Genomic DNA, 22,219 nt, shown 5'->3' on the forward strand with positions numbered 1-22,219 from the left:
CATTACCAGCTCCTGAATTTGGCGGGTGGTTGATACAGGCCGTCGGACCATTCGACCAGGTCGGCGATGCTTTTCGCGGCCAGCAGCGAGCGGTTCGCTGCACCGCGCTGCACGCCGATATCCTCGGGCAGCGCGATCAAGCCGTCGGCGCGCAGTTTCGCCGTCGTCTTCGGGTCGTGGCGCAGGCCGATGGGCGTCACGCCAGCCACCGCCGCCAGCATGGCCTTGCGTTCGTCGAGCGAACGGGCCTTGTACAGGTAGGCGATGCCTTCTTCCGTCAGCACGTGGGTGACGTCGTCGCCATAGATCATCACGGGCGCCAGCGGCATGCCGCTGGCCTGGCCCACGGCCACGGCGTCGAGCGATTCGACGATGGTCGGCTGGCCGCCGTCCTGGAACGTTTCGACCATCTGCACCACCAGCTTCTTGCCGCGCGCGAGCGGGTCGTCCGTCTCGATCAGGTCCAGCCAGGCGGGCGTCGGATGGCGCCGGCCGTGCGGATCGTGGCCCATGTTGGGCGCGCCGCCGAAACCGGCCAGGCGGCCGTTGGTGACGGTGGACGAATTGCCCAGGCCATCCATCTGCAGGGTGGCGCCGATGAACAGGTCGACCGCATACTGGCCCGCCAGCTGGCACAGGGCGCGGTTCGAGCGCATGGAACCGTCGCGGCCCGTGAAGAACACGTCGGGCCGGGCGGCCGCATAGCCTTCCATGCCCAGCTCCGCGCCGAAGCAGTGCACGCTCTCGACCCAGCCCGTCTCGATGGCGGGAATCAGGGTGGGATGGGGGTTGAGCACCCAGTTGCGGCAAATCTTGCCCTTCAAGCCCAGCTGCTCGCCGTAGGTGGGCAAAATCAGTTCGATGGCGGCCGTATTGAAGCCGATGCCGTGATTGAGCGACTGCACCTGGTGTTTTTCATACACGCCGCGGATCGCCATCATGGCCATCAGCACGTGCACGGGCTTGATGACGCGCGGGTCGCGGGTAAACAAGGGCTCGATGAAGAACGGTTTGTCGGACTGCACGACGAAATCGATCCACGAGCCGGGCACGTCGACCCGTGGCAAGTCGCTCACGTCGTCGACGATCTGGTTCACCTGGGCGATGACGATGCCGTCGCGGAAGGCGGCCGATTCCACCAGGGTCGGCGTGTCCTCGGTGCTGGGGCCCGTGTACAGATTGCCCTGGCGGTCCGCCATGTAGCCGGCCACCATGACGACGTTGGGCGTGAGGTCGACGAACAGGCGCGCATACAGCTCGATATACGTGTGGATGGCGCCCACTTCCAGCAAGCCATCCTGCAGGAATTGCGCGATGCGCAGGCTTTGCGTGCCGGCAAACGAGAAATCGAGCTTGCGGGCGATGCCCCGCTCGAACAAGTCCAGGTGCTCGGGCAGGCTGACGCTGGGCATGATCAGGTGCAGATGGTGGATCTTGTCGGGGTTGACCTGGGTCAACATGCGGGCGAGGAAGTCGGCCTGTTTCTGGTTATTGCCTTCAAGGACGACGCGGTCGCCCGGCGCAAGCAGCGCTTCGAGCACGGCGACCATGTCGCCCTGTTGCAGCACGGGGCCGCTCGCGTACTGGCGCACGGCTTCCAGGCGGCGGCGCTTCTCCGTGCGCCGCGTGTCCCATTGTTTTTGCCGCTGCGCTGGCGCTGCTGTGGCGGTTGACATCATGCCTCCGGAATGAGCTATCGAACCCCGACGATAGAACGAAAGCGTCACCGCGACAATCAACCTGCTACCATGTTCATTACCTTGAAGTTAATGAACTGCCATAAAAGAGGCTAGCCATGGCCATCAACGAAGAAATTACCTTGAAGAAGCTGGAAGTGTTTCTCAGCTTTATGGAATTGAACAACCTGGCGCGGGTGGCCGATGCGCTGGGCCAGAGCACCGTCAGCGTGCACCGCGCCCTGCATTCGCTGGAAGACGGCTTGCGCTGCCCCCTGTTCAAGCGCGAGGGCCGCAGCCTGATCCCCCTGCATGCGGCCTACACCTTTGCCGAATCGGCGCGGCGCGCGCTGGCCGAGTGCGAGGAAGGCGTGCGCAAGGTGCGCGAAATGTCGGGCATCAACCCCGTGCGCCTGAAGATCGGCTCGCTGTATTCATTGACCCTGCACTGCATCCCGCAACTGGTGATCGCCCTGAAGCTGCGCCGGCCGGGCCTGGACATCGACCTGACCCTGGGCTCGAACCGCGAACTGCTGCAAAGCCTGGCCGATGGCAGGCTGGACGCCATCATCGTCGGGGTGCAGGAAGACGAGCAGCATGCGGGCTTGGTTGCCGTGCCCCTGTTCCAGGACGACATCTTCCTGGCCGCGCCGCTGGCTTCGCCCTATGCCGGGGCCGCTTCCGTGGACTTGCAGCAATTGCGCGACGACAAATTCGTCACGCTCAACGAGGGTTTCGTCACCTCGCAAAGCTTCAACCACGCATTCGAGCTGGCGGGATTCGTGCCCGACACGGCCATGCGCGTGGGCGACATCTTCTCGCTGATCAACCTGGTGAGCGGCGGCATCGGCTACAGCCTGCTGCCCGGCCGAGTCCGCGCCTTCAGCTCGCGCATCGAACTGTTACCCCTGGACGCCCGCTACGGCTCGCACCAGCAAATCACCCTGCTGATGCTGAGCAGCCGCGAGCGCGACCCCAATCTGCTGGCGCTGGCGGCGGAGTGCAGGTTGTATGGGCGCCGGGAGCCAGCCAAGTAAGTTGCTTAGCTAGGTCAAATCGCTGGTGAAGGGTTTTGGAACGGCATTCACAATAATTTCATCTGAATACTTAGGCGCGCACCTTAGCCCCCAAGCGAAGCAAGCATGGCAGTTGCCGTCCACCCCGAAGCCGGGAGGATCGCGCAGTGAATGAGCAACTTATTCGGTATAGTTAAAGCCGAGGTCGTGTCAGAATACCGGAGCTGACACCGTCGCCAGGCACAGACGGCCATCTCCACCGGCATTCACACCGAAACACATGCGGCTGTTTTAATATTAGCTTGTCAGCGCACTCAGTGCTGACAAGCATACACCAACGTCTAATCGTTGGCTTTTCGAATCGTTATGGCTTCATCGATCCATTTTTCAATATTTTCGGATATGGTTTTATAAACATCTTTACTGGTAGCACCTGAAGGATTGTAGGCCTTGGCAATCGCAGAAAGTTTCTTTCCCGTCGGGCCATGTGTAACATAATCCAATGGGTTATTTCCTTTTGTTGACTGATTCGAACCACTATCCACAATATTATGAATATGGATGACAACAATCCCCATTTTTTTATCCCAAGATTCTTTTATCTCGTGATTAATCCATTTTCTATCTGCTGTCTCTTTCCCCGCAAGAACAATCGTACAAGTTCGGCCTACCATCTGATCTGCAATCCACTCCTTAATCTTGGCATCTCCACCGCCCACGATTGTCTCCCAGTCATTGTCTTTCGCGGCTTTATTACCCTCAACTGTGCCGATATTTCGAATAGTCGAAACACGCCAATTATCAGGTTTATAATGAAAACTATAAAAACATTTACGCGCCATTACTTTCTCCAATCAGGAAAAATAAATAATAAAATTGATTTTTCTTATTTAAATTTTGTTTACATCTCGAATTTTTAGTCTCATCACCTGCGCATTCTTAATCTTTAATGAATGTGATGATAACTTTTGAAAAATTAAATTTACGCTCGCAGATACATCATTGCTGCCAAAAAGCAAAATATCCTCATCACGAGATAGACCGTTATTGAGTGAGCTCGGCGTGAGTTTTCCAGCAAGACTTTGAGCGTACCCCCCCATTCCTCCGACTAAAAACCTTGGAATCGCGACCTCTGCGGCCATAGCCATTTCTTCCGCAACACCCGGAACGACACCATCCTCTCCGTGCATTTTTCCGCCGACGGCTACCATTACATTTTGCTCATCAATCAAGGTTCGACGCATTAAAGACAAACTATCGTTTCTCGTTTTGATATTTTCCACCCCTCCATCACCGACTTTCGGCGTGATTATGAATTCAGCAATGTCGGTCATTGCCTCTATATCAGATTTCTCAAGATCCTGGGCCCAAAGTTCAGACATCACCAATGTAACGGGTTTGTGAACACGCAGGCTGGCGTGGAGTCGAGCTTGCCGAAGAATAATTGGAGTAAAAGTTGGATGGCACCCATGGACGATCCGACCGCCATACTTAAATACGATTCCGCTTAACAAGGCAACAAACTCCAAAATGGCGCGATCCATTGCAGCCTCACTCCAATCTTTACGATCAGGAATAGCACCGGAAAGACCAACATTATATTTAGTCAACTCAATATCTAGCCTAGTGATATTCATACAGAACCCAAATTAGAAAAATTTGACGCTATCAAAGAAGATAACTCTTGATGGTGAAGTACTATGACTTTTCCGTCATGATCATCAACCACATCCTCAAGCTCTATTCTTGTAAGCAAATCACCATCATAGATAAATAATGAATAATTCAAGCTTCCAGCAGTATCAACAAATCGGCGGAAATGAGTTATAGCGGGCCCGTAAATTTGATCAAAAATTGAACAATGGCTAATAATTCTAGTGCGAACTCGCCCCCCGCTCTTAGAGGACTCAAACATTAGATGGGCTTTATCACGAACGGACCATTCATAACCCTTTGCAACAAACTCATTTTCAACAATAAATGGTACTCGACATTTTCTTCGAAATATCTCACACAAATATTTCTCAACTTCTTGAACAATATCATCCAACTGATTCAACGAAAGAGGTAGATCAAGCGACATGGAAGGATTGGGCATCGAAATCCAGCGCTGCAATGCGACCAGTGAACGAAACCGAGGACCTATCTTGGAATCGTCGGCGTTGCGAAAACAAACAGGAAGTATCGGAACTAACATTGCATCTGCAGTATCCACCTCATGCCTGATCCAAATAGATTGGGGGGCTGACGGAGTGTCAAGCAGTAGCACTAGGCTAGCTGTCTCCAAGGCGCTATCGATTTGAGCTTGGACCGGACTCCCAGGCAGTATCGCAGTATGACCATCAAGTTCGATAGCTTCATCTAGCCAAGGAATATATCCTAAGCTTTCCAGATGCGAATGAAGTTGCTTGGCAATTTTCGAGCCGTCGACAGCTCGGTAAGAGATAAATATTTTACTTTCGCGAGCTTGAAGTCGAAGTCCGAGCATCCCGCCTGTCCGACTTACTAGACGACCATCGATGCCCTTCGCGGCAATATCATAGGGCAAAGCCTTTATCATGGCAGCAGCTTGTGGTGGTTGCGGCGCGCTTAAGTCAACCGCCACGGGCAAAATTAAGGCCTTATCACCGCGCTCCGCAATAAATTTTTCGATAAATTGATTACCCTCCGCCGGAAAATTACCTCCCTGATAAACAACTAATAATAGATCATCCCATGAAGCAACTGAAGGCCATAACTTCGCGCTAGCCGCATCAACCATTTCAATGGTTATATTTTTGTAGAATGTATTTAAGAGATTGGCCGAAATCTCGTTAGCTACGCTTGTTGCATTAAAATCAAAGAGGATAACTATCATATTCGTGCGGTTACGCAAATAGTTTGGCGAAGCAAAAAAAGTATCTTGGTTCGTGCCTCGCCGTAGTTTAGGGAGGAATTACTTCGCTCCGTTGAGCATTGTTTTGTGCAGTGCCATTCTAATTTTTTCTCCGTCATAACGCTATTAAATATCTTTTCGCAATTTTGTAATTTTTCTTCGAAAAAACTTAAAGAATCACTGATTAATTCTAAATTTAGCTTGAGCATCATCCGTAAGCTTTTTATTTTTAAAGCAGTGAATTATCAAAAATTGAATTAATTAGCGCTCCATTAAAGAAATTATACATTTTCCAAAAAAACAATATACCATTATTTTTATTAAAATAGTGGCATATTATTTACCGAACAGCAACCTATCATGCCTATGGATATCTTTTATCGATCATACGCTTTTCCATTATGAAAATTCTATCCAATAACCACAACATGAAGAATCGCATTACTTAAGCTGGACTTTATCCAATTTTGAATCTGGATAGTGGGAACGTAAGCCCTAGATGCACTGTCATTGATTGACCAACTCCACCACGAGAGGCTCATCATGGCAGTTTTACCATCCGGGCTTACGCAGTCCATTGCAGGAATCTCCGATCTGTTTTCCAAGCGAGCCTAGCCGCTGGCGCAGGTGTTGCTGGCCGGTGCCATCCTGGCCGTTGGCCCGCGCACGGTCGCCGCCGTGCTGCGCGTCATGGGCGTGGCCGAAGAGAAACAATTTCAGAAGTATCACCGGGTGCTGAACCGTGTCCAATGGTCGCGCTGGCCGCTAGCCGACGCCTGCTTTACTTGCTGCTCCATGCATTCGTGCCGCAGGGACCCGTGCTCATGGCCCTGGACGACACGATTGAACGCCGGCGTGGTGCCAGGATCGCTGCCAAGGGAATCTATCGCGATCCAGTGCGATCGAGCCACAGCCATTTCGTCAAGGCCAGCGGCTTGCGTTGGCTGTGCCTGATGCTGGTGGCGCCGATTCCTTGGGCCAGACGTTGTTGGGCATTACCGTTCTGTTCGGTGCTGGCGCCGTCGGAGCGCTACTACCTGGACCGTAAACGCCGCCCCAACAAGCTCACCGATCGGGCTCGGCAATTACTATGGATGGTCAAACGATGGCTGCCAGAGCGGTCCATCGTGGTCGTCGCCGACAGCAGCTTTGCGGCATTGAACCTGCTTGCCGCCGTGCGCGAACAACTGTGCGTGGTCGCCCGCCTGCGTCTTGATGCCGCCTTGTACGATCCCCCGCCAGCCAGAACGCCGGACACGCGTGGACGGCCGCCGTTGAAAGGGGCGCGCCAACCGACGCTCAAGGAGGTGCTCGCTTCCGACACCACGCTCTGGCGCGATGCGACGCTGTCGCAATGGTATGGGCAGGCAAATAAAACCATCGAGTTCGCCACCGGCACCGCTGTTTGGTACAGCGCCACTTTGCCTGTCGTGCCGTTGCGCTGGGTGCTGGTGCGCGATCCGTGCAACACCTTCCAGGGGCAGGCCTTTCTGTGTACCGACCTGGGAGCCAGACCGGAACAAATACTGGCCTGGTTCATCCGTCGCTGGCAAATCGAAGTCACGTTCGAGGAAGCGCGCGCCCATCTGGGAATGGAGACGCAGCGGCAATGGTACGCACCGGCTATCGCGCGTACGCCGCCGGCACTACTGGGGCTGTACTCGATCGTCACGCTGGCCGCCAACGCGTTTTTGGCGGGACAAACAATGCCGACCCGCCACGCTGCCTGGTACGCCAAGGACAGCCTGACCTTCTCCGACACCATTGCCTTGGTACGACGGTCCCTATGGGCCGCACGTATTTTTTGCGGGTCGGGGCAGCAAGCCGATACCATAAAAATTCCCAGCGCATTATTCGAGCGCCTGACGGAAACCGTCTGTTACGGAGTCTGAATAGATAAAGTCCAGCTGAGGAATGTTGTGGCTATAGATTTTTACGTAATTACGCAGCGTTGATTCCAGTTCGAACCGGGAACCGAAATGGATCTGATTGACGATCTCGCTGATGCAGCCATTGAAGCTATCAACCATGCCCCCATGCAAAAATGCCCGATTGACGAACTTGCGCACTACTACAGCAAGTCGTTGGAGGGTAACAGCGGTGGTGCGTAGCGCGCCGATGGCCAGTTCCTATGTCGATGTAGACGTCGTGTGCATGGTACTTGGTCTGTGCGAACGGTCTTGCCCGCAATCACGGTTCTGCCATTTGCGGATCATCAGTCGGCTCACGTTATAACGTTCGTCCAGTTCCAGTTGGAAGAGGGTCAAATTGCGAATTTTTCCCATATCAGATGAGTAATGCGGGCTTGACTGTGGAGTAATAAGAATCAACAGTGTACTCAACAGGCATCTGGCTTTAAAACAGGAAAAATTTCGCGTGAGATATGATCACCCAATTCTGAACACATAGCGATTCTCCATGTATGCAGAATTTTGTTTATCAGAGTTAAATCTTATCCATGCCTAGCTGGCGATAAAATCGGTTAGTCGTACTTTTTGGAATGTACCCTTTCTTTTCACTTCAAGGCCACCTGAAACATCCGACTTTTCAACGATAGGATAAAGCCCTAAATATTCTTGCCCTTCAAATGAACTTCGCCATTCTTCCAAAACAGGAAGAATAGCAACACCGCCTTGCTTAATTCCATCAAAATATCCAAGCTCCCAAGGAGTCCACTTTGACGTAGAGGAATTATCTGTCGCAATAAAAATCAGTGAAGAGCACGATTTCATCCTTTCGCGTAGCAATGCCGCGGTTTCAGGCGTAACTTTAGTACGATCCAACTCTGCATCTTCAATCCAATCTACGTACACACTTTTTCCTTGCTCTTCAAGAACAAGTTTCACACCCAAGACGATATCCGCATCCTTGGTGCTATGTGATAAAAAAACATCATACCGTTTCCAAGCCGCATAAGACTGCTCGGATTCCATTACAATGTTTTTCGCAGTAACACGGAACCTTTGATTTATATGGTCCTTCGCTCGCTGACGGATCTCACTTTGCTTCAAAAACGACATTTATAACTCCAAAATTAATTTTTTAGGATTCAAAGCTTCATTTTCCAGCCGCCAAAGCGGCGGCTTCCACCCACTCACCTAACTTCTCGCGGCCGTCGTCTTTGTTCCATAAATAATGTTTATAGCCTGTTACGCGCAGATCGCAGCAGGCAGTCGTCTTCCCATTAAGATCAGATACTTTACTGATGTCAATAGTTAAAATTCCATTACCTTTCGCCAAGCTTTGTTCTATCTCGTAAGCAACCCATTCACTTTTATTGGTATTTTCACCAACTAAAATAACAGTAACAGAAGTGCCATGCATTTGCGCATCAATCCAGTCTCGAATTGATTTTTTTCCGTTTTTTTCAAGTTTTTCGAATTCTGCCTTATCAATAAACCCTGACTTCAAGGCTCCGGATATAATATTACTATTACGAACATTCATCGCACGTTGAACATCATCATATTTAAAGCTAAAAAAAACTTTACGAGCCATTCTATACCTCACAAAAGATTTAAAATTTCAAGAACTTTTTTACTTGCATCTTCAAGTTGCGTCTTATTATCACCAAGCAACTTAAGCAACCTCAATATTTCTTTCCCGTTTTTATAACCGCTTTCATCGAACTCGTTAACCACCCTCCCCCAAAGAATTTCCGTGACATAGCCGGTAACTCCAATAGGAATTACGAATACACCGTTTTCCCTAGCAATCCTGAATTCTTCTTCCATGCCACTGGAATTAACTATCTCCCCATTAATTAATTTATTTCCAAAAATAAATAAAGCTATACCTGCATGGGAAATCATGTTTTTCCTATACTCACTCCACAGTTCAGGAAGTGTCCGCGTCCCAGATACTGACTGCGGAAAAGGTCGCAAAACTAACTGCTCTTCATTTAGGCGTCCTCCGTCCAATATCGTTTGCTCAAGGACACCGGTTATTACCGCACTTCCTATACCCAGGCCGAAACCAGATACTACACGATATTTTCTCTTGCTAATCTCGCGGCTTAATCGATAAATAAAGCTTTCAGCCTCTTTTTGCTGCCATGGATGATATTCATGTGCCGCACCAGAAATAAAAATCGTGCGCATTTTGTATCTATTTTCAAGCTCACACAGAATTTCTGTAATTTCGGTGAAATTATCAACATAGGTAACCTTAATACCCACTCGCAGCAATTCTCCCGAAAATAATTGCTCTTTACGCTGTCGATACTCAAAGTCAGCCTGTTCTTCTTTCTCATTTCGAGATGCACGTCGCAAAATGCAATAATGCTGACGCTGGTCATTGCCATAGCTAATTCGAACACGACTTAAAATATATTCCAAGTTGGGATCAGTAAAACTAAAGCCAACAAACAAGAAGGTCTTGGATACCAAATCACCACTAAGAGCCGTAATAAATGGCTGCATCTTAAGGTGATATTTTTCATAATCATCCCGTGTTAAAATTGCATCGCTCGCATGGTCTGAGTCGCCATGCATTTTATAAACAATTGCATCTCGATTACGAACTGTAATTGCTAACTGCTTATTCGTGTATTTAACATCAGGAACCTTACCATTTTTCTCCAGTGCAACCTCCAACAATTTATCGTAGTTAGTGGTCCAAAAGGTAATAATTGGAAGACGCGATAGAATTTCATGGTTTTTGGTAGGGGTTAAATTACGACAGAATTCGGTTACCAATAACTGATTTAATTTTGCGCGGTTTGAATGATTTGCATTCGAATGATATTGCGCAAGAGTTACCAAATCCCATTCTTTATCTATGTCTAGGTCCAAATCATCCGCGATTGGTTTTAGCAAATTTTTCCAATCAACGTATCCTGCACCACGCGAAAACCCTGCGCCAGCAAATATGGCCAGATTTCCTTCGCTTAGCTCTTTAGAGAGAGTGTCTACCAGTCGAGTCTTTTCCCTGTCCAACATATCAGAACCTTTGCATGATGAAATAAAGTTGCCGTAATGAATCTATTGATGCCAATCTTATTATGATAACTCTTTGCAAGAAAAGTTGCACAACAAAAAGTTCAAAAAATTCATCGTGACAATTGGATAGAATGTAGAGCACAGTTTTGTGTTCTAGATGAGTTTGCAGAGTTCATTTTTCATGCAAACCAAGTTAAGTTTATGATTCCAAATAGAATTCAGAATATTTCATTCTCGAACTTTAACGCGCCATTCGAACTGGAAGTTTTTCTTACGGTGGTTAAGTAATTTCGGGCACTATGATAGATTCTTGCTTTGCCACTTCGCTGTCGTAGAACCTGGACGGCAGGTTTCCTAGCTGCTACGATCCGAATGGACGATCAATCCAGCTGTCGGGCTTCGATGTAGGATCACCACCTCGAGAACTTTACAGACTAATTTATCCGGCATAATCGGAACATTAGCCTAACCAATGACTCAACGGGCACACAGAACGATAGACAGATAGATAGAGCCATCCACGCACGGTCCGAACATACGTAATGCCCGATACGTAGGCCATGTTTCGGCCGCCGGAGTCAATTGCTGACTGAGCACATTGGCTGCAACCGTCAGATCATGCATGCAATCTGTGGTATGGATGAAATTGCACTTCAACATCATCTTGATGGAAGCCTTACGTATCAATATGCGGACTTTGTAGCGGTCAATCAGAATGCACTGATTTGCGTCGCAGTGACAATTCGGCGGCTACTGTAGCTTTGATGACTGACCATGAACGCGGCCTTCAGATAAACGCTCACTTTGCATAAAATCGGTTTTGCAGAACGGCGCTACGCCTCGTATTAACCGAAACGGCAGACGACCAAGAAGCAACAACTCTATATGACCGGAATGGGAATGGCCTTCTCTTGCAACTGGCGAGTGACTTGATAAATCATTCAATTCGCGAGAAAAGAAGATCGACGATTTTTTGATATTTTGATATCTCCTTTCAATTGACAGTTTTCTTGGACAAGTTGTCAAATACATTGTTGATCAGTGGTGAGCGGTTTGGCAAAGCCAGGCTGGCCAGAATGTTTACGCTGTCATGCCATTTAGTTCTCCTCGAAGGGTGAATTTCCCACTATTGAGGTGTTGGAGCAAAATAGACCACAGCTTCGCTCACTGTGACCAACTAATCGCGGGACTTATCCAAAAAAATGCGCCCATGCTGGGAGCACCATAAAAAAGCCCGCTTTCAGCGGGCCTCAAGAGTACTGTCATATCAGATATAGTGCGATGTAAGTTTCGCCCTCCTAAACCGCACTATCCCAAGGCGCCGACAACCTCACCGCGCAGTTGATCAAACCGACCATGGAGTAAGTCTGCGGGAAATTGCCCCACATTTCCCCCGTCACCGGATGCGTATCTTCCGACAGCAAACCCAGGTGGTTGCGCGCCATTAACATCGTTTCGAAGATTTTGCGGGCTTCGTCCTTCCTGCCGATGCGGGCCAGGGCGTCGATGCGCCAGAAGGTGCAGATGTTGAAAGCCGTCTCGGGTTTGCCGAAGTCGTCGGGCGCTTCGTAGCGGCGCATGTAGGGGCCGTCGCACAGCGACGCTTCCAGCGCATCGACTGTCGCGATGAAACGGGGGTCCATGGGGTCGATGAAGTTGACTTCCGCCATCAAGAGCACGGACGCGTCCAGGTCGCGTCCGCCCAGGCTTTCCGCGAAGGCTAGGCGCTCTTCGCTCCACGCTTCGCGCAACAGGCGTTCGCGGATCAGCACGGCGCGGCTGTTCCAGTGGTCTGCCCGGTCGTCCAGCCCCAGCTTGTGCGCGACCTTGGCCAGGCGGTCGCAGGCGCCCCAACTCATCAGCATGGACGAGGTGTGGACCCTCGCCCGCGTGCGCAGCTCCCACATGCCCGCGTCCGGCTCCGCATGCAGGCGGAAGGCCTGGTCGCCCACGGCTTCCAGTGCTGCAAACTCGGCTTTTCCCGCCCGGTGGAACAATCGGTGGTCGAGGAAGGCTTGCGCGGCGCCCAGCACGATGTTGCCGTAGACGTCGTGCTGGAAGTGTTCCTGCGCCTGGTTACCCACGCGCACGGGGCCGTTGCCCCGGTAGCCGGGCAAGTGGTCGAGCATGGATTCGGGCAACTGCTCTTCCAGGCCGATGCCGTACAGGGGCTGGATGTGGCCGCCTTTCGAGCGGGCGACGATATTCGTCAGCCAGCGCAGATATTCCTCCATGGTGCCCACTTCCGACAGGCTGTTCAATGCCCGCACGACAAAGAAGGCGTCGCGCAGCCAGCAATAGCGGTAATCCCAGTTGCGGCTGCTGCCCGGCGCTTCGGGAATACTGGTGGTCATGGCGGCGATGATGGCGCCCGTGTCTTCATATAAAGACAGTTTCAAGGTGATGGCGGCGCGGATCACCACGTCCTGCCATTCCAGCGGCACGGCCAGGCGGCGCGTGTAGGTGCGCCAATAGTTGATGGTTTCCTTTTCGAAAATGCGCGCCGTTTCGTCGATGCCGCCGGCCAGGGTTTCATCGGGACCGAGAAGGAAGTTGGCCGTGCCGCCCAGCACGAAATACGTTTCGCTCAGCACATAGTTGAGCGATACATCGGTGTTCAGGCGCAAGGTCTGCTCCGGCCCCACGTAGCGGATGTGGTGGCTGCCCTGCGTGATCTGCGGCGCCAGCTTGCCCCAGTCGTAGCGGGGGCGCAGGCGCACGCGGATGCGCACGGCGTGGTCGAGCGGACGCACCCGGCGTATCAGCATCAGCGGGCGGAACATGCGGTCGCGGCTGAGGAATCGGGGCGCGAAATCCGTGATTTCCACGCCGCGCCCCTGCGTATCGTACAGCCGCGTGCGCAGCACGGCCGTGTTCGGCTCGTAGACTTGCTCGCTGCGGGCGAAGTTTTCGATGTCGATGGCCCACACGCTGCCGTTTTCAGTGTCGTCCAGCAAGCGGTTGAAGACGGGATCGCCGTCGAAACGGGGCAGGCACGACCAGACGACCTGCCCCGCCTGGTCGATCAGGGCGCTGAAGGCGCAATTGCCCACCACGCCGCAGTTGAGGGACGCTTGCGCGGGTGCGCCGCCGGGGGTGTCATCAGCTTGTTCATGGGATATGGTCATCGGCTACTCCTTGAAAGGGGATACGGACGCGGCCAGCAGCGCGGCGCGCAAGGCGCGCGGGCTGGCCAGGCGCAAGGTGGCGGCGCTGGGGCCGCTGCCCACTTTCACGCCCTGCCCGCCTGCTTGTTGAACAAAGACAAAGCCTGCCTCATCGGTGGTGTCGTCGCCCGCGAACACGGGCCGGCGGCCGGCGAACGGGGTTTCCTGCATGAAGGCGGCGATGGCGCCGCCCTTGTCCGTGGCGGACGGCTTGGCTTCCAGGACCATTTTGCCATGCAACAGCAATACCCCTGGGCACGCTTGCACGGCCGCCGTCATTTCTTGCATGCACAGTTGTTCGAGTTCGGGCGCCAGCCGGTAATGCAGGGCCACGGCGCCCCGCTTGCATTCCACCAGCAAGCCGGGGTGCATCGCCGCCAGCGCCTGCGCGCGCGCCAGCACGGGCGACACGTCGGGCGTGGCCGCCACGCTGAACGTGCCATCGGCGCCGCGCCGCTCCACGCCATGCACGCCGGCCACCGGCAACACCAGGGGCGCCAGCATGGCGTCGATCTGCGTCACGGGACGCCCGGAAATGACGGCCAGCGCGCCGCCGTGACGTTCGGCCAGCAGCGCCAGCGCCTCAATGACGCCCGCTTCCAGGCGCACGCCGTCGGGCGTGGGCGCCAGGTCGACCAGGGTGCCGTCGAAGTCGAGGAAAACGGCCGTGCCGGGCGTACCCAGCAACTGCAGCAAGGCTGCGCTATCGTCAGGGGTATCGGCCATCAGATCATCCCCTTGCGCCGCTTGATGCGGCTGTGGGCGTCGATCTTGGTCATGACCTTGTCGCGCTGGCGCAAACGGGCCGCGTCCAGCAGCATGCGCCCGGCCCAGCGGTACACATTGAAATGTTTCACGCGGGCCCGCATGCTCTTCATGCGCTCGCGCTGTTCCACGGGCGGCATCACGAGGGCGCGGTACAGGGCGTCGGCGCCCTGCTCGATGTGATACGGGTTGATGATCAGCGCTTCGTGCAGCTCGCGCGCGGCGCCCGTGAATTGACTTAAAACAAGTACGCCCAGCTCGTCGTCGCGCGCGGCGATGAATTCCTTGGCCACCAGATTCATGCCGTCATGCAAGCTTGTCACCATGCACACTTCCGAGGCGCGGAAATAGCGCTGCAAGTCGTCCTGGCCATGGTGCTCCGCTTTCAGCAGGATGGGCACGTAATCTCCGCTGCCGAAACGGCGGTTGATGCGCTCGACCATCTTGCGCACCCTGGCGTCAAAACTCTGATATTCATCGAGCGAAGCGCGGCTGGGGGCGGCGATTTGCACGAACGTAAAATTGCCCACCATGCCAGGCTGCTGTTCCAGCATGCGCTCGACGGCCTGGAAGCGCTCGACGATGCCTTTCGTGTAATCGAGGCGGTCCACGCCGATGCCCAGCAAGTGGTCATGTGCCACGCCCAGCTCGCTGCGGATCTGTGCGCGGCAGGTGGCCACGTCGGGCTGCGCCGGGTCGTCCTCGGGCCAGGCGATGGAAATCGGGTAATCCTCGACCTGCGTCATCTCGCCGCCGTAGGAAATGGTCGACGCTTCCGGCTCAATGCGTGTTTCCAGGTAGCGATCCACCGTTTCGAGGAAATTCTTGCGGTGGAATGGCGTGTGGAAGCCGAGGATGGTGCTGCCCAGCAAGCCATCGAGGATTTCTTCGCGCCATGGGCAAATGCCGAACGATTCGGAATTCGGCCAGGGGATATGCCAGAACGTGATGATCGTCGCCTTAGGCAAGGCTTCGCGCACCATGCGCGGCAGCAAGGCGAAGTGGTAATCCTGCACCAGCACGACGGGGTTGTCCGTCTTCGCCTCCGCGATCACGGCGTCGGCGAAGCGGCGGTTGACCTTCACATACTGCTCCCAGTCGGACGAGCGGAACACGGGGCGCACGTGGGCGATATGGCACAGCGGCCACATGCCCTCATTGGCGAAACCATAATAATAGCCCTGCTCTTCCTCTTCCGTCAGCCATACACGGCGCAAGGTATAGCTGGGATTGTCCGGCGGCACGGGTACGTGGTCGAGTTTATCCACCGTCTCGCGGTCGGCGGAACCGGCGCCATGCGCGATCCACGTGCCGGAACAGGCGCGCATCACGGCTTCCACGGCCGTCACCAGGCCGCTGGCGGGGCGCTGCACGCGTATGTCGCCGCTGCCATCGTCCGTTTTGGTGTGGATGTACGGTTCGCGGTTCGATACCACCAGCACTTGATCTCCCGCAAGATCCGCTTCCAGCAAGCCGCGCAGCTTGTCCGGCGTCCAGTCGGACGACCAGCCGTTATCGCCCTGGCGTTCCAGGTGGTATTCCTGCAGCAATTCGCGCAAGTCGCCGATCAGCGGCTGCATTTCCGGCGGCGGCGCGGGCGCGGCGGCGGGTGCGGCGGCGGCCACGGCCCCATTACTTTTCGGCAACAATTCGCCCCGCAGAATATCTTTCACGGCCGACAGCCAGCCGCGCCAGCTCAGGTGGGCCACGAACACGGTCATCAGGGAAATCAGCACGGCCAGCACGGCCAGGAAGGCAAAGATGAAACGCTTGGTATCCGTATTGCGGCGCTCGACAAAGCTCATGTCCTGCACCAGCACCAGGCGGCCCAGCTGGGTAGCATCCTGCATGACGGGGGTTTCGCTGAGGTGGACCTGGCCTTGCGGCAATTGCGCAAGGGATTTGTACAGGCCGCCCGTGGGGGGCGTGCTCCAGCAGCCGATGGAAGTTGGGTATTGCGCGGACTGGTACAGCAAGTGGCCTGCATTGTCGCAAAAGCCGATGGCGATCAGGCGTTCGTCGCGCGTGGCGCCCTGGAACAGTTCTTTGACGCGCGTGGCGTCTTGCGCTGGCAGGTATTCGGTGAGCGAGGGCCGGAGGGTTCCAGCGAGCAATTCTGCCCGGCTGTCGAGGTCGCGCACATACCAGCGCAGGGTGATGTTGTCGAGCAGGGGTACCACGATATAAGCAAACAATCCCAGCACCAGAGCCAGTGGCAGGATGAAGCGCAAGGACATTCGGAGTGATCGTACTATCATCGTTTTCCTTTGCAAAAACAAAAAGCATGGCAAGTATGACTATGTTTCCACTGCGGCGACGCCCGTTTGCTTTCCGTAGCGAAACGTCAACGTGGCATGGCGCAGCGCAGCAATTTCTTCCAGTATCCACCTTGACGCAGGTCTTATCCGTACGGCAACGCACGCCCCCGTTACGCCATCTGCCCGTAAAATACCGCTTCCGACATCCATTTCACTAAAAACAAGGAGTTTTCGCCTATGGATCTCAGCACGTTCCACTCGCTGATGGGAGGCCCGCTGCGCTCGGCGCTGACCGTGCTCGTTTCCGCCCTGCTCGTCACGGTGGTCGCCATCGGCGTGCACCGGGCCGGCATTGGTTTACTGAAAAGGCTGGCCAATGGCCGCCCGTTCACCACCAACGCCACGCGCGTGGCCTTCCGCGCCAGCCAGCTGTGCGTGATCGTCTTCGGCCTGCGCATGGTGCTGGCCGGCGCGCCCGACGACACGCCGGGCTTGCTGGCCATGTCGCACCTCGCCAGCGTGGCGCTGATCATCGCGCTGACCTGGCTGGCCATGCAATGCATCCAGGCCCTGTCCATCACAATTTCCGAAGTCAATCCCGTCGACGTGGCCGACAACCTGCGCGCGCGCCGCCTGATCACGCAAGCCCGCGTGCTCACGCGCAGCGCGCACGCCATCGTCGTCATCCTGGGCCTGGCCTTCGTGCTGCTGACCTTGCCCGGTGCGCGCCAGATCGGCGCCAGCCTGCTCGCGTCGGCCGGCGTGGCGGGCCTGGTGGCCGGTATCGCCGCCCGTCCCGTGCTCGGCAATTTCATTGCTGGGTTGCAAATTGCGTTTTCGCAACCCATCCGCATCGATGACGTGCTGATCGTCAATGGCGAATGGGGCAAGGTCGAGGAAATCAAGGGCACGTATGTCGTCGTGCGCGTGTGGGACGAGCGCCGCCTGATCGTGCCGCTGCAATGGTTCATTGAAAATCCGTTCGAGAACTGGACGCACAGCTCGTCCACCCTGCTGGGCACGGTGTTCCTGTGGCTCGATTTCAGCATCCCGCTCGACCCGCTGCGCGCGGAACTGACGCGCATCTGCGAAGGAGCCGCGCAATGGGATGGCCGCGTCTGCACGGTGCAGGCGACGGATTCGAACGAGCGGGCCGTGCGCGTGCGCTTCCTCGTCAGTGCGGCAGATTCGGGCCTGGCTTTCGAGCTGCGCTGCATCGTGCGCGAGCAGATGCTGGCCTTTATCACGGCTAATTATCCGCATGGCTTGCCCCGCTTGCGCTCCACGCACGACCCCATCGAGCTGCACGCCATGCAGGCGCAGAACGACAGCGTGTCGCTGTACAAGGTGTAAAGAAACCGTGCGGCGCGCTGCCCTTGCCGGCGCGCCGCTACAATGGGCCGCATGAGCACCACCGCCTGGTTCATCCTGATCGGCTGCCTGATGCTGGCGCGCGGCCTGGGCGCCGACGGCATCGCGCGCCTGCCCTTGACCTCGGCCATGGCTTACCTGGGCGTGGGCCTGCTGCTGGGCCCCATGTTCCTCGGCCTGTTTGCCTTCGACCTGGTGCGGCAGGCGCCCCTGCTGGAAACCCTGACGGAAATCGCCGTCCTCATCTCCCTGTTTTCCGCCGGCGTGAAGATGCCCGTGCCCTTCAGCCTGGCGCGCTGGCTGCCGTCGCTGCGCCTGGCGTGGCTGTCGATGGCCATCTCCGTGGCCCTGGTGGCGGCCTTTGCATGCCTGGTGCTGGACCTGCCCCTGGGCGCGGGCGTGCTGCTGGGCGCCATCCTCGCGCCCACCGACCCCGTGCTGGCCACGGACGTGCAGCTGCGCCATGCGGGCGACAGCGAGCAATTGCGCTTCATCCTGACCAGCGAAGCGGGCATGAACGATGGCAGCGGCTTTCCTTTCGTCATGCTGGGCCTGGGATTGCTGGGCTTGCATGAGCTGGGTCCCCATGGCGCCACCTGGCTGTGGCGTGATTTGCTCTGGGCCAGCGCGGGCGCCATCGCCCTGGGTGCGGCCGGCGGCGCGCTGCTGGCCTGGCTGGCCTGGCAGGTGCGCGCCAAGGAACCGAAACACGCGATGCTGGACGACCTGGCGGCCCTGGGCTTGATCGCCTGCGTGTACGGCGTGTCGACCTGGCTGCACGCGTGGGGCTTTCTGGCCGTGTTCTTTGCCGGCGTGGCCCTGCGCCAGACGGAACTGCGGCTGGCCGGCGCGCCGAAAGACCGGCAAGGCTTGCTGCAAGCGGGGGAAACCCACGCCGCGTCCGCCGCCAGGCTGCACGACAGCGAGGTGACGCTGACCGTCAGCGGCGAATCGCTCGTCTTCAAGGAACACCTGGAACGCCTGTCCGAACTGACCCTGGTGCTGTTGCTGGGCGGCGCCGTCACGGCCGCCGCCTGGCGCTGGCAGGCGTGGAGCGTGGCGCTGTTCCTGCTGCTGGTGGCGCGCCCGGCCAGCGTGATGCTCGGCTTGCTCGCTTCGGGCACCAGCGTGCGCCTGCGCGGGCTGGCCGCCTGGTTCGGCGTGCGCGGCATCGGCTCGCTGTACTACCTCAGCTATGCCATCGCGCATGGCTTGCCGCGCGGCCTGGCGCGCGAACTGGCCGACATCACCCTGGTCGTCGTCATCCTGTCCATCGTCGCGCACGGCCTGACGGTCAAGCCCCTGCTGGAACGCTACTGGCGCAAATAGGCACCAGTCGGCCCACTTTGTCATTGGTTCAAAGCAATGTTTTGTCAATCGCCCCTATGTCGGGCGGAAATGTTGTTAAGATAATTAAAAATGGCAAAAGAGAGAATCAATGAAACGACGAAGCGTGCTGGGACTAGGCGTCTCACTGGCCCTGCTGCAAACGGGCTGCGCCACCGATCCGGCCAGGCTGGCGTGGGAAACGGAATTTGACGGCTTCATGCGCGATGGACTGGCCCGCACGGAAACGCCGGGCATGGGCGTGGCCGTGGTACGCGGCGAGCAGACCATTTTCGCGCGCGGCTATGGCTGGGCCGACATCCAGGCCGGCAAGAAGGCCGATGCCAACACGGTGTTCCATGTCGCGTCCGTCAGCAAGCTCGTCACGGCCGCGGCCGTCATGATGCTGCTGGAACAGGGCGCCTTCCAGTTGGACGACAAGGTGGCGGCCTACCTGGACTTCCCGCTCATGCACCCGAAGTTTCCCGACGTGCCCATCACCTTTCGCCATCTGCTCAACCACACCTCGGGCATTTCCGACGCCGTGTACGAAAAAACGACGGCGTTTGCCGTGCAGGGCGACCCGCGATTACCGCTGCGCGACTTCGTCAAGGGCTATCTGTCGCGCGGCGGCGCCTGGTACGACGCGGATGTGTCGTTTGCGGCACGGCCCGGCACGGAATGGCGCTACAGCAATGTCGGCATCGCCCTGCTCGGCTATCTGGTGGGCCGCGTGAACCCCGATGGCCTCGACGCCTTTACGCACGAGCACCTGTTCGAACCGCTGGGCATGGACCATACGGCGTGGAGCCTGGCCGGCTTGCCGCGGCGCGCCGTCGTCGCCCAGCCGTATGTGCACAAGGAGCCGGGCCTGCAAGTGCTGCCGCCCGTCGGCTATCCGGACTGGCCGGCCGGCCTGCTGCGCAGCTCGGCGCATGACTTCGCCCGTTTCCTGGCCATTTTCAGCAATGGCGGCCGGGTCGATGGCCACCGCTACCTGCAAGACGCCACCCTGCAACTGTTTTTCGCCCCGCAAGCGGCCCCCGTCGTGCCCGCCGATTCATCCGTGCGCCAGGCCCTGGTGTGGCTGCTGCGCGACGTCGACGGCAAGCCGCTGGCCACGCACAGCGGCGGCGACCCGGGCGCCGCGTCCGTCGTCTGCGTCGACCGCGCCAGCAAGACGGCCGTGCTGGCCTTCGCCAATGTCAGCGCGGACAAGGAGTTTCGTTCATTCCAGAAAGAAGTCGTGCTGCGCCTGCTGGCCCATGGGGGCAGCGGCGCGCCGGCGGCAAAGAAAGCCTAGGCGCCGAACCAGCCGCGCAGTTTCTCGGCGGCCCGTTCCTTGACGTCGGCCGTGATGTAGGTGGCGACCGTGGCGACGGCCGCCGCCAGCACGGCCAGGTCATCCGCATAGCCGACGACGGGCGTGATGTCGGGAATCGCGTCGATGGGCGAAATGAAATAGCCGAGCGCGCCATAGATGGCCGTCTTGGCCCACAGCGGGGTGTTCGGCTGCTGCGCCGCATAATACAGCCACAGGGCTTTTTCGATGACTTCGCGCCCCGCCGTCTTGGCAAACTTGACGACTTTGTCCCAGAAGCTGTCATCCGTGTATTTCTTTTCATACTGCTTGTCGGCCTGGGGGGCGTGGTCTTCTTCCAGATTCTTTTTTCTGCCAAACATCTGCTGCTCCTGTCTGCCGCGCACGGCGTTACGAATGCGCACCTTAGCATAACGGCGCGCCGGGCGCGCGGCGAGCAAGGTAAGCTATCGTCATGGAAATATCCGCCACCACCACGGCCCGCGCCGCCGGCCTGCGCTACACGGGCGACCACCAGCGCGGCATCGCCCGCCTGGGCAAGCCCGGAAAATTCCGCTACCGCGACGGGGACGGCCAGTTCCTGCGCGATGCCGCAGCCTTGACGCGCATCAAGGCACTGGCCATACCGCCCGCCTGGACGGACGTGTGGATCTGCCCGCACGCGACGGGACACCTGCAGGCGACGGGGCGCGATGCGCGGGGCCGCAAGCAGTACCGCTACCATGCGCGCTGGCGCCAGGTGCGCGATGAAGTGAAATATGAGCGCATGCTCAGTTTTGGCCGCGCCCTGCCCGCCATCCGCGCCGCCGTCGCGCGCGGCATGCAGCTGCCCGGCCTGCCCCGTGAAAAAGTGCTGGCCACCATCGTGCACTTGCTGGAATTGACGATGATGCGCATCGGCAACGAAGAATATGCGCGCACCAATAAATCATTTGGCCTGACGACCCTGCGCACGCGCCACGTGCAGCTCGACGGCAGCGCCGTGGCCTTCCGCTTCAAGGGCAAGAGCGGCGTGCGCCACGATATCCGCCTGAGCGACCGGCGCCTGGCCAGGGTGCTGCAGCGCATGCGCGAGCTGCCGGGGCAGGAACTGTTTCAATATATCGATGAGGATGGCGCGCGCCATGGCGTCGATTCGGGCGACGTCAACGATTACCTGCGCGAAGTGACGGACGAAGACTACACGGCCAAGGATTTCCGCACCTGGTCCGGCACCCTCCTGGCCGCGCTGGCCCTGCAGGCGTTCGAACAGGTTGATTCCGAGGCGCAAGCCAAGAAAAACATCGTGCAAGCGATCGAGTCGGTGGCAAAAAAACTGGGCAACACGCCGACGATCTGCCGCAAGTGCTATGTGCACCCGGCCGTGCTGGAATCGTATCTGGATGGTAGCTTATGGGAAGGCATGCGCGCGCGGGCGCGGCAGCAATTACAGGAAGACTTGCCGGCGCTGGCGCCGGAAGAAGCGGCCGTGCTGGCCTTGCTGCAGCAGCGCCTGCAGGCTTGA

General features: G+C 56.8%; 17 protein-coding genes and 1 pseudogene. 6 read left to right on the forward strand and 12 right to left on the reverse strand.

Annotated features, from left to right (window positions below; all coding sequences use genetic code 11):
* Positions 1-2 precede the first annotated feature (2 nt).
* Complete coding sequence (gene mdcA / locus O0879_RS05660) at positions 3-1,679, reverse strand: malonate decarboxylase subunit alpha (protein WP_289909681.1); 1,677 nt, start codon at positions 1,677-1,679, stop codon at positions 3-5.
* Positions 1,680-1,795: 116 nt separating this feature from the next.
* Between mdcA and O0879_RS05665 the strand changes: the two genes are divergently transcribed.
* Entirely contained in the window at positions 1,796-2,713 is a 918-nt protein-coding gene (locus O0879_RS05665) for a LysR family transcriptional regulator (RefSeq protein ID WP_289915235.1), read from the forward strand.
* A gap of 320 nt (positions 2,714-3,033) precedes the next feature.
* On the opposite strand, the gene O0879_RS05670 is transcribed toward O0879_RS05665, so the two are convergent.
* The 3 genes from O0879_RS05670 to O0879_RS05680 are packed head-to-tail and all read right to left on the reverse strand — an operon-like array spanning position 3,034 to position 5,549.
* A complete protein-coding gene (locus O0879_RS05670) occupies positions 3,034-3,534 on the reverse strand; it encodes a TIR domain-containing protein (protein ID WP_289915237.1) in 501 nt (166 codons plus the stop codon).
* A 48-nt stretch (positions 3,535-3,582) separates the two neighbouring features.
* Positions 3,583-4,329, reverse strand: a complete 747-nt coding sequence (locus O0879_RS05675; protein WP_289915238.1) for a hypothetical protein — start codon at positions 4,327-4,329, stop codon at positions 3,583-3,585.
* Complete coding sequence (locus O0879_RS05680) at positions 4,326-5,549, reverse strand: toll/interleukin-1 receptor domain-containing protein (RefSeq protein WP_289915240.1); 1,224 nt, start codon at positions 5,547-5,549, stop codon at positions 4,326-4,328. The genes O0879_RS05675 and O0879_RS05680 overlap by 4 nt, the downstream gene beginning before the upstream one ends.
* A 767-nt stretch (positions 5,550-6,316) precedes the next feature.
* On the opposite strand from O0879_RS05680, the gene O0879_RS05685 reads away from it, so the two are divergent.
* A complete protein-coding gene (locus O0879_RS05685; RefSeq protein ID WP_289915242.1) occupies positions 6,317-7,459 on the forward strand; it encodes a transposase in 1,143 nt (380 codons plus the stop codon).
* 15 nt (positions 7,460-7,474) lie between these two features.
* On the opposite strand, the pseudogene O0879_RS05690 reads toward O0879_RS05685, so the two are convergent.
* From O0879_RS05690 to O0879_RS05720, 7 genes and pseudogenes are all read right to left on the reverse strand, one after another.
* Positions 7,475-7,866: pseudogene (locus tag O0879_RS05690) on the reverse strand (hypothetical protein); the annotation flags it as partial.
* A gap of 163 nt (positions 7,867-8,029) precedes the next feature.
* Positions 8,030-8,587 (reverse strand): toll/interleukin-1 receptor domain-containing protein, encoded by a 558-nt coding sequence (locus tag O0879_RS05695; protein ID WP_289915245.1) that lies wholly within the window; start codon positions 8,585-8,587, stop codon positions 8,030-8,032.
* Positions 8,588-8,624: 37 nt separating this feature from the next.
* Positions 8,625-9,065, reverse strand: coding sequence for a TIR domain-containing protein (locus O0879_RS05700; protein ID WP_289915246.1), 441 nt, complete (start codon positions 9,063-9,065; stop codon positions 8,625-8,627).
* A gap of 8 nt (positions 9,066-9,073) precedes the next feature.
* Positions 9,074-10,507 (reverse strand): SIR2 family protein, encoded by a 1,434-nt coding sequence (locus O0879_RS05705; protein ID WP_289915248.1) that lies wholly within the window; start codon positions 10,505-10,507, stop codon positions 9,074-9,076.
* A 1,298-nt stretch (positions 10,508-11,805) separates the two neighbouring features.
* The gene (locus O0879_RS05710) at positions 11,806-13,635 is read right to left on the reverse strand and encodes a glycoside hydrolase family 15 protein (RefSeq protein ID WP_289915249.1); all 1,830 of its coding nucleotides are present in this window, start codon (positions 13,633-13,635) and stop codon (positions 11,806-11,808) included.
* 3 nt (positions 13,636-13,638) lie between these two features.
* A complete protein-coding gene (gene otsB / locus O0879_RS05715) occupies positions 13,639-14,400 on the reverse strand; it encodes a trehalose-phosphatase (protein WP_289915252.1) in 762 nt (253 codons plus the stop codon).
* Entirely contained in the window at positions 14,400-16,697 is a 2,298-nt protein-coding gene (locus O0879_RS05720; protein ID WP_289915253.1) for a trehalose-6-phosphate synthase, read from the reverse strand. The genes otsB and O0879_RS05720 overlap by 1 nt, the downstream gene beginning before the upstream one ends.
* Positions 16,698-16,934: 237 nt before the next feature.
* Between O0879_RS05720 and O0879_RS05725 the strand changes: the two genes are divergently transcribed.
* From O0879_RS05725 to O0879_RS05735, 3 genes are all read left to right on the forward strand, one after another.
* Complete coding sequence (locus tag O0879_RS05725; protein ID WP_289915255.1) at positions 16,935-18,050, forward strand: mechanosensitive ion channel domain-containing protein; 1,116 nt, start codon at positions 16,935-16,937, stop codon at positions 18,048-18,050.
* Between the two features lie 51 nt (positions 18,051-18,101).
* Entirely contained in the window at positions 18,102-19,397 is a 1,296-nt protein-coding gene (locus O0879_RS05730; protein ID WP_289915257.1) for a cation:proton antiporter, read from the forward strand.
* A 109-nt stretch (positions 19,398-19,506) separates the two neighbouring features.
* On the forward strand, positions 19,507-20,697 hold the full coding sequence (locus O0879_RS05735) for a serine hydrolase domain-containing protein (protein ID WP_251348961.1): 1,191 nt from the start codon (positions 19,507-19,509) through the stop codon (positions 20,695-20,697).
* On the opposite strand, the gene O0879_RS05740 is transcribed toward O0879_RS05735, so the two are convergent.
* Entirely contained in the window at positions 20,694-21,077 is a 384-nt protein-coding gene (locus tag O0879_RS05740) for a DUF1232 domain-containing protein (protein WP_099664192.1), read from the reverse strand. The two genes, O0879_RS05735 and O0879_RS05740, sit on opposite strands and share 4 nt — an antisense overlap.
* Before the next feature lie 92 nt (positions 21,078-21,169).
* Between O0879_RS05740 and O0879_RS05745 the strand changes: the two genes are divergently transcribed.
* Positions 21,170-22,219 (forward strand): DNA topoisomerase IB, encoded by a 1,050-nt coding sequence (locus O0879_RS05745; RefSeq protein ID WP_289915258.1) that lies wholly within the window; start codon positions 21,170-21,172, stop codon positions 22,217-22,219.

Source organism: Janthinobacterium sp. SUN120, from assembly GCF_030397735.1.
GTDB lineage: Bacteria > Pseudomonadota > Gammaproteobacteria > Burkholderiales > Burkholderiaceae_D > Janthinobacterium > Janthinobacterium kumbetense.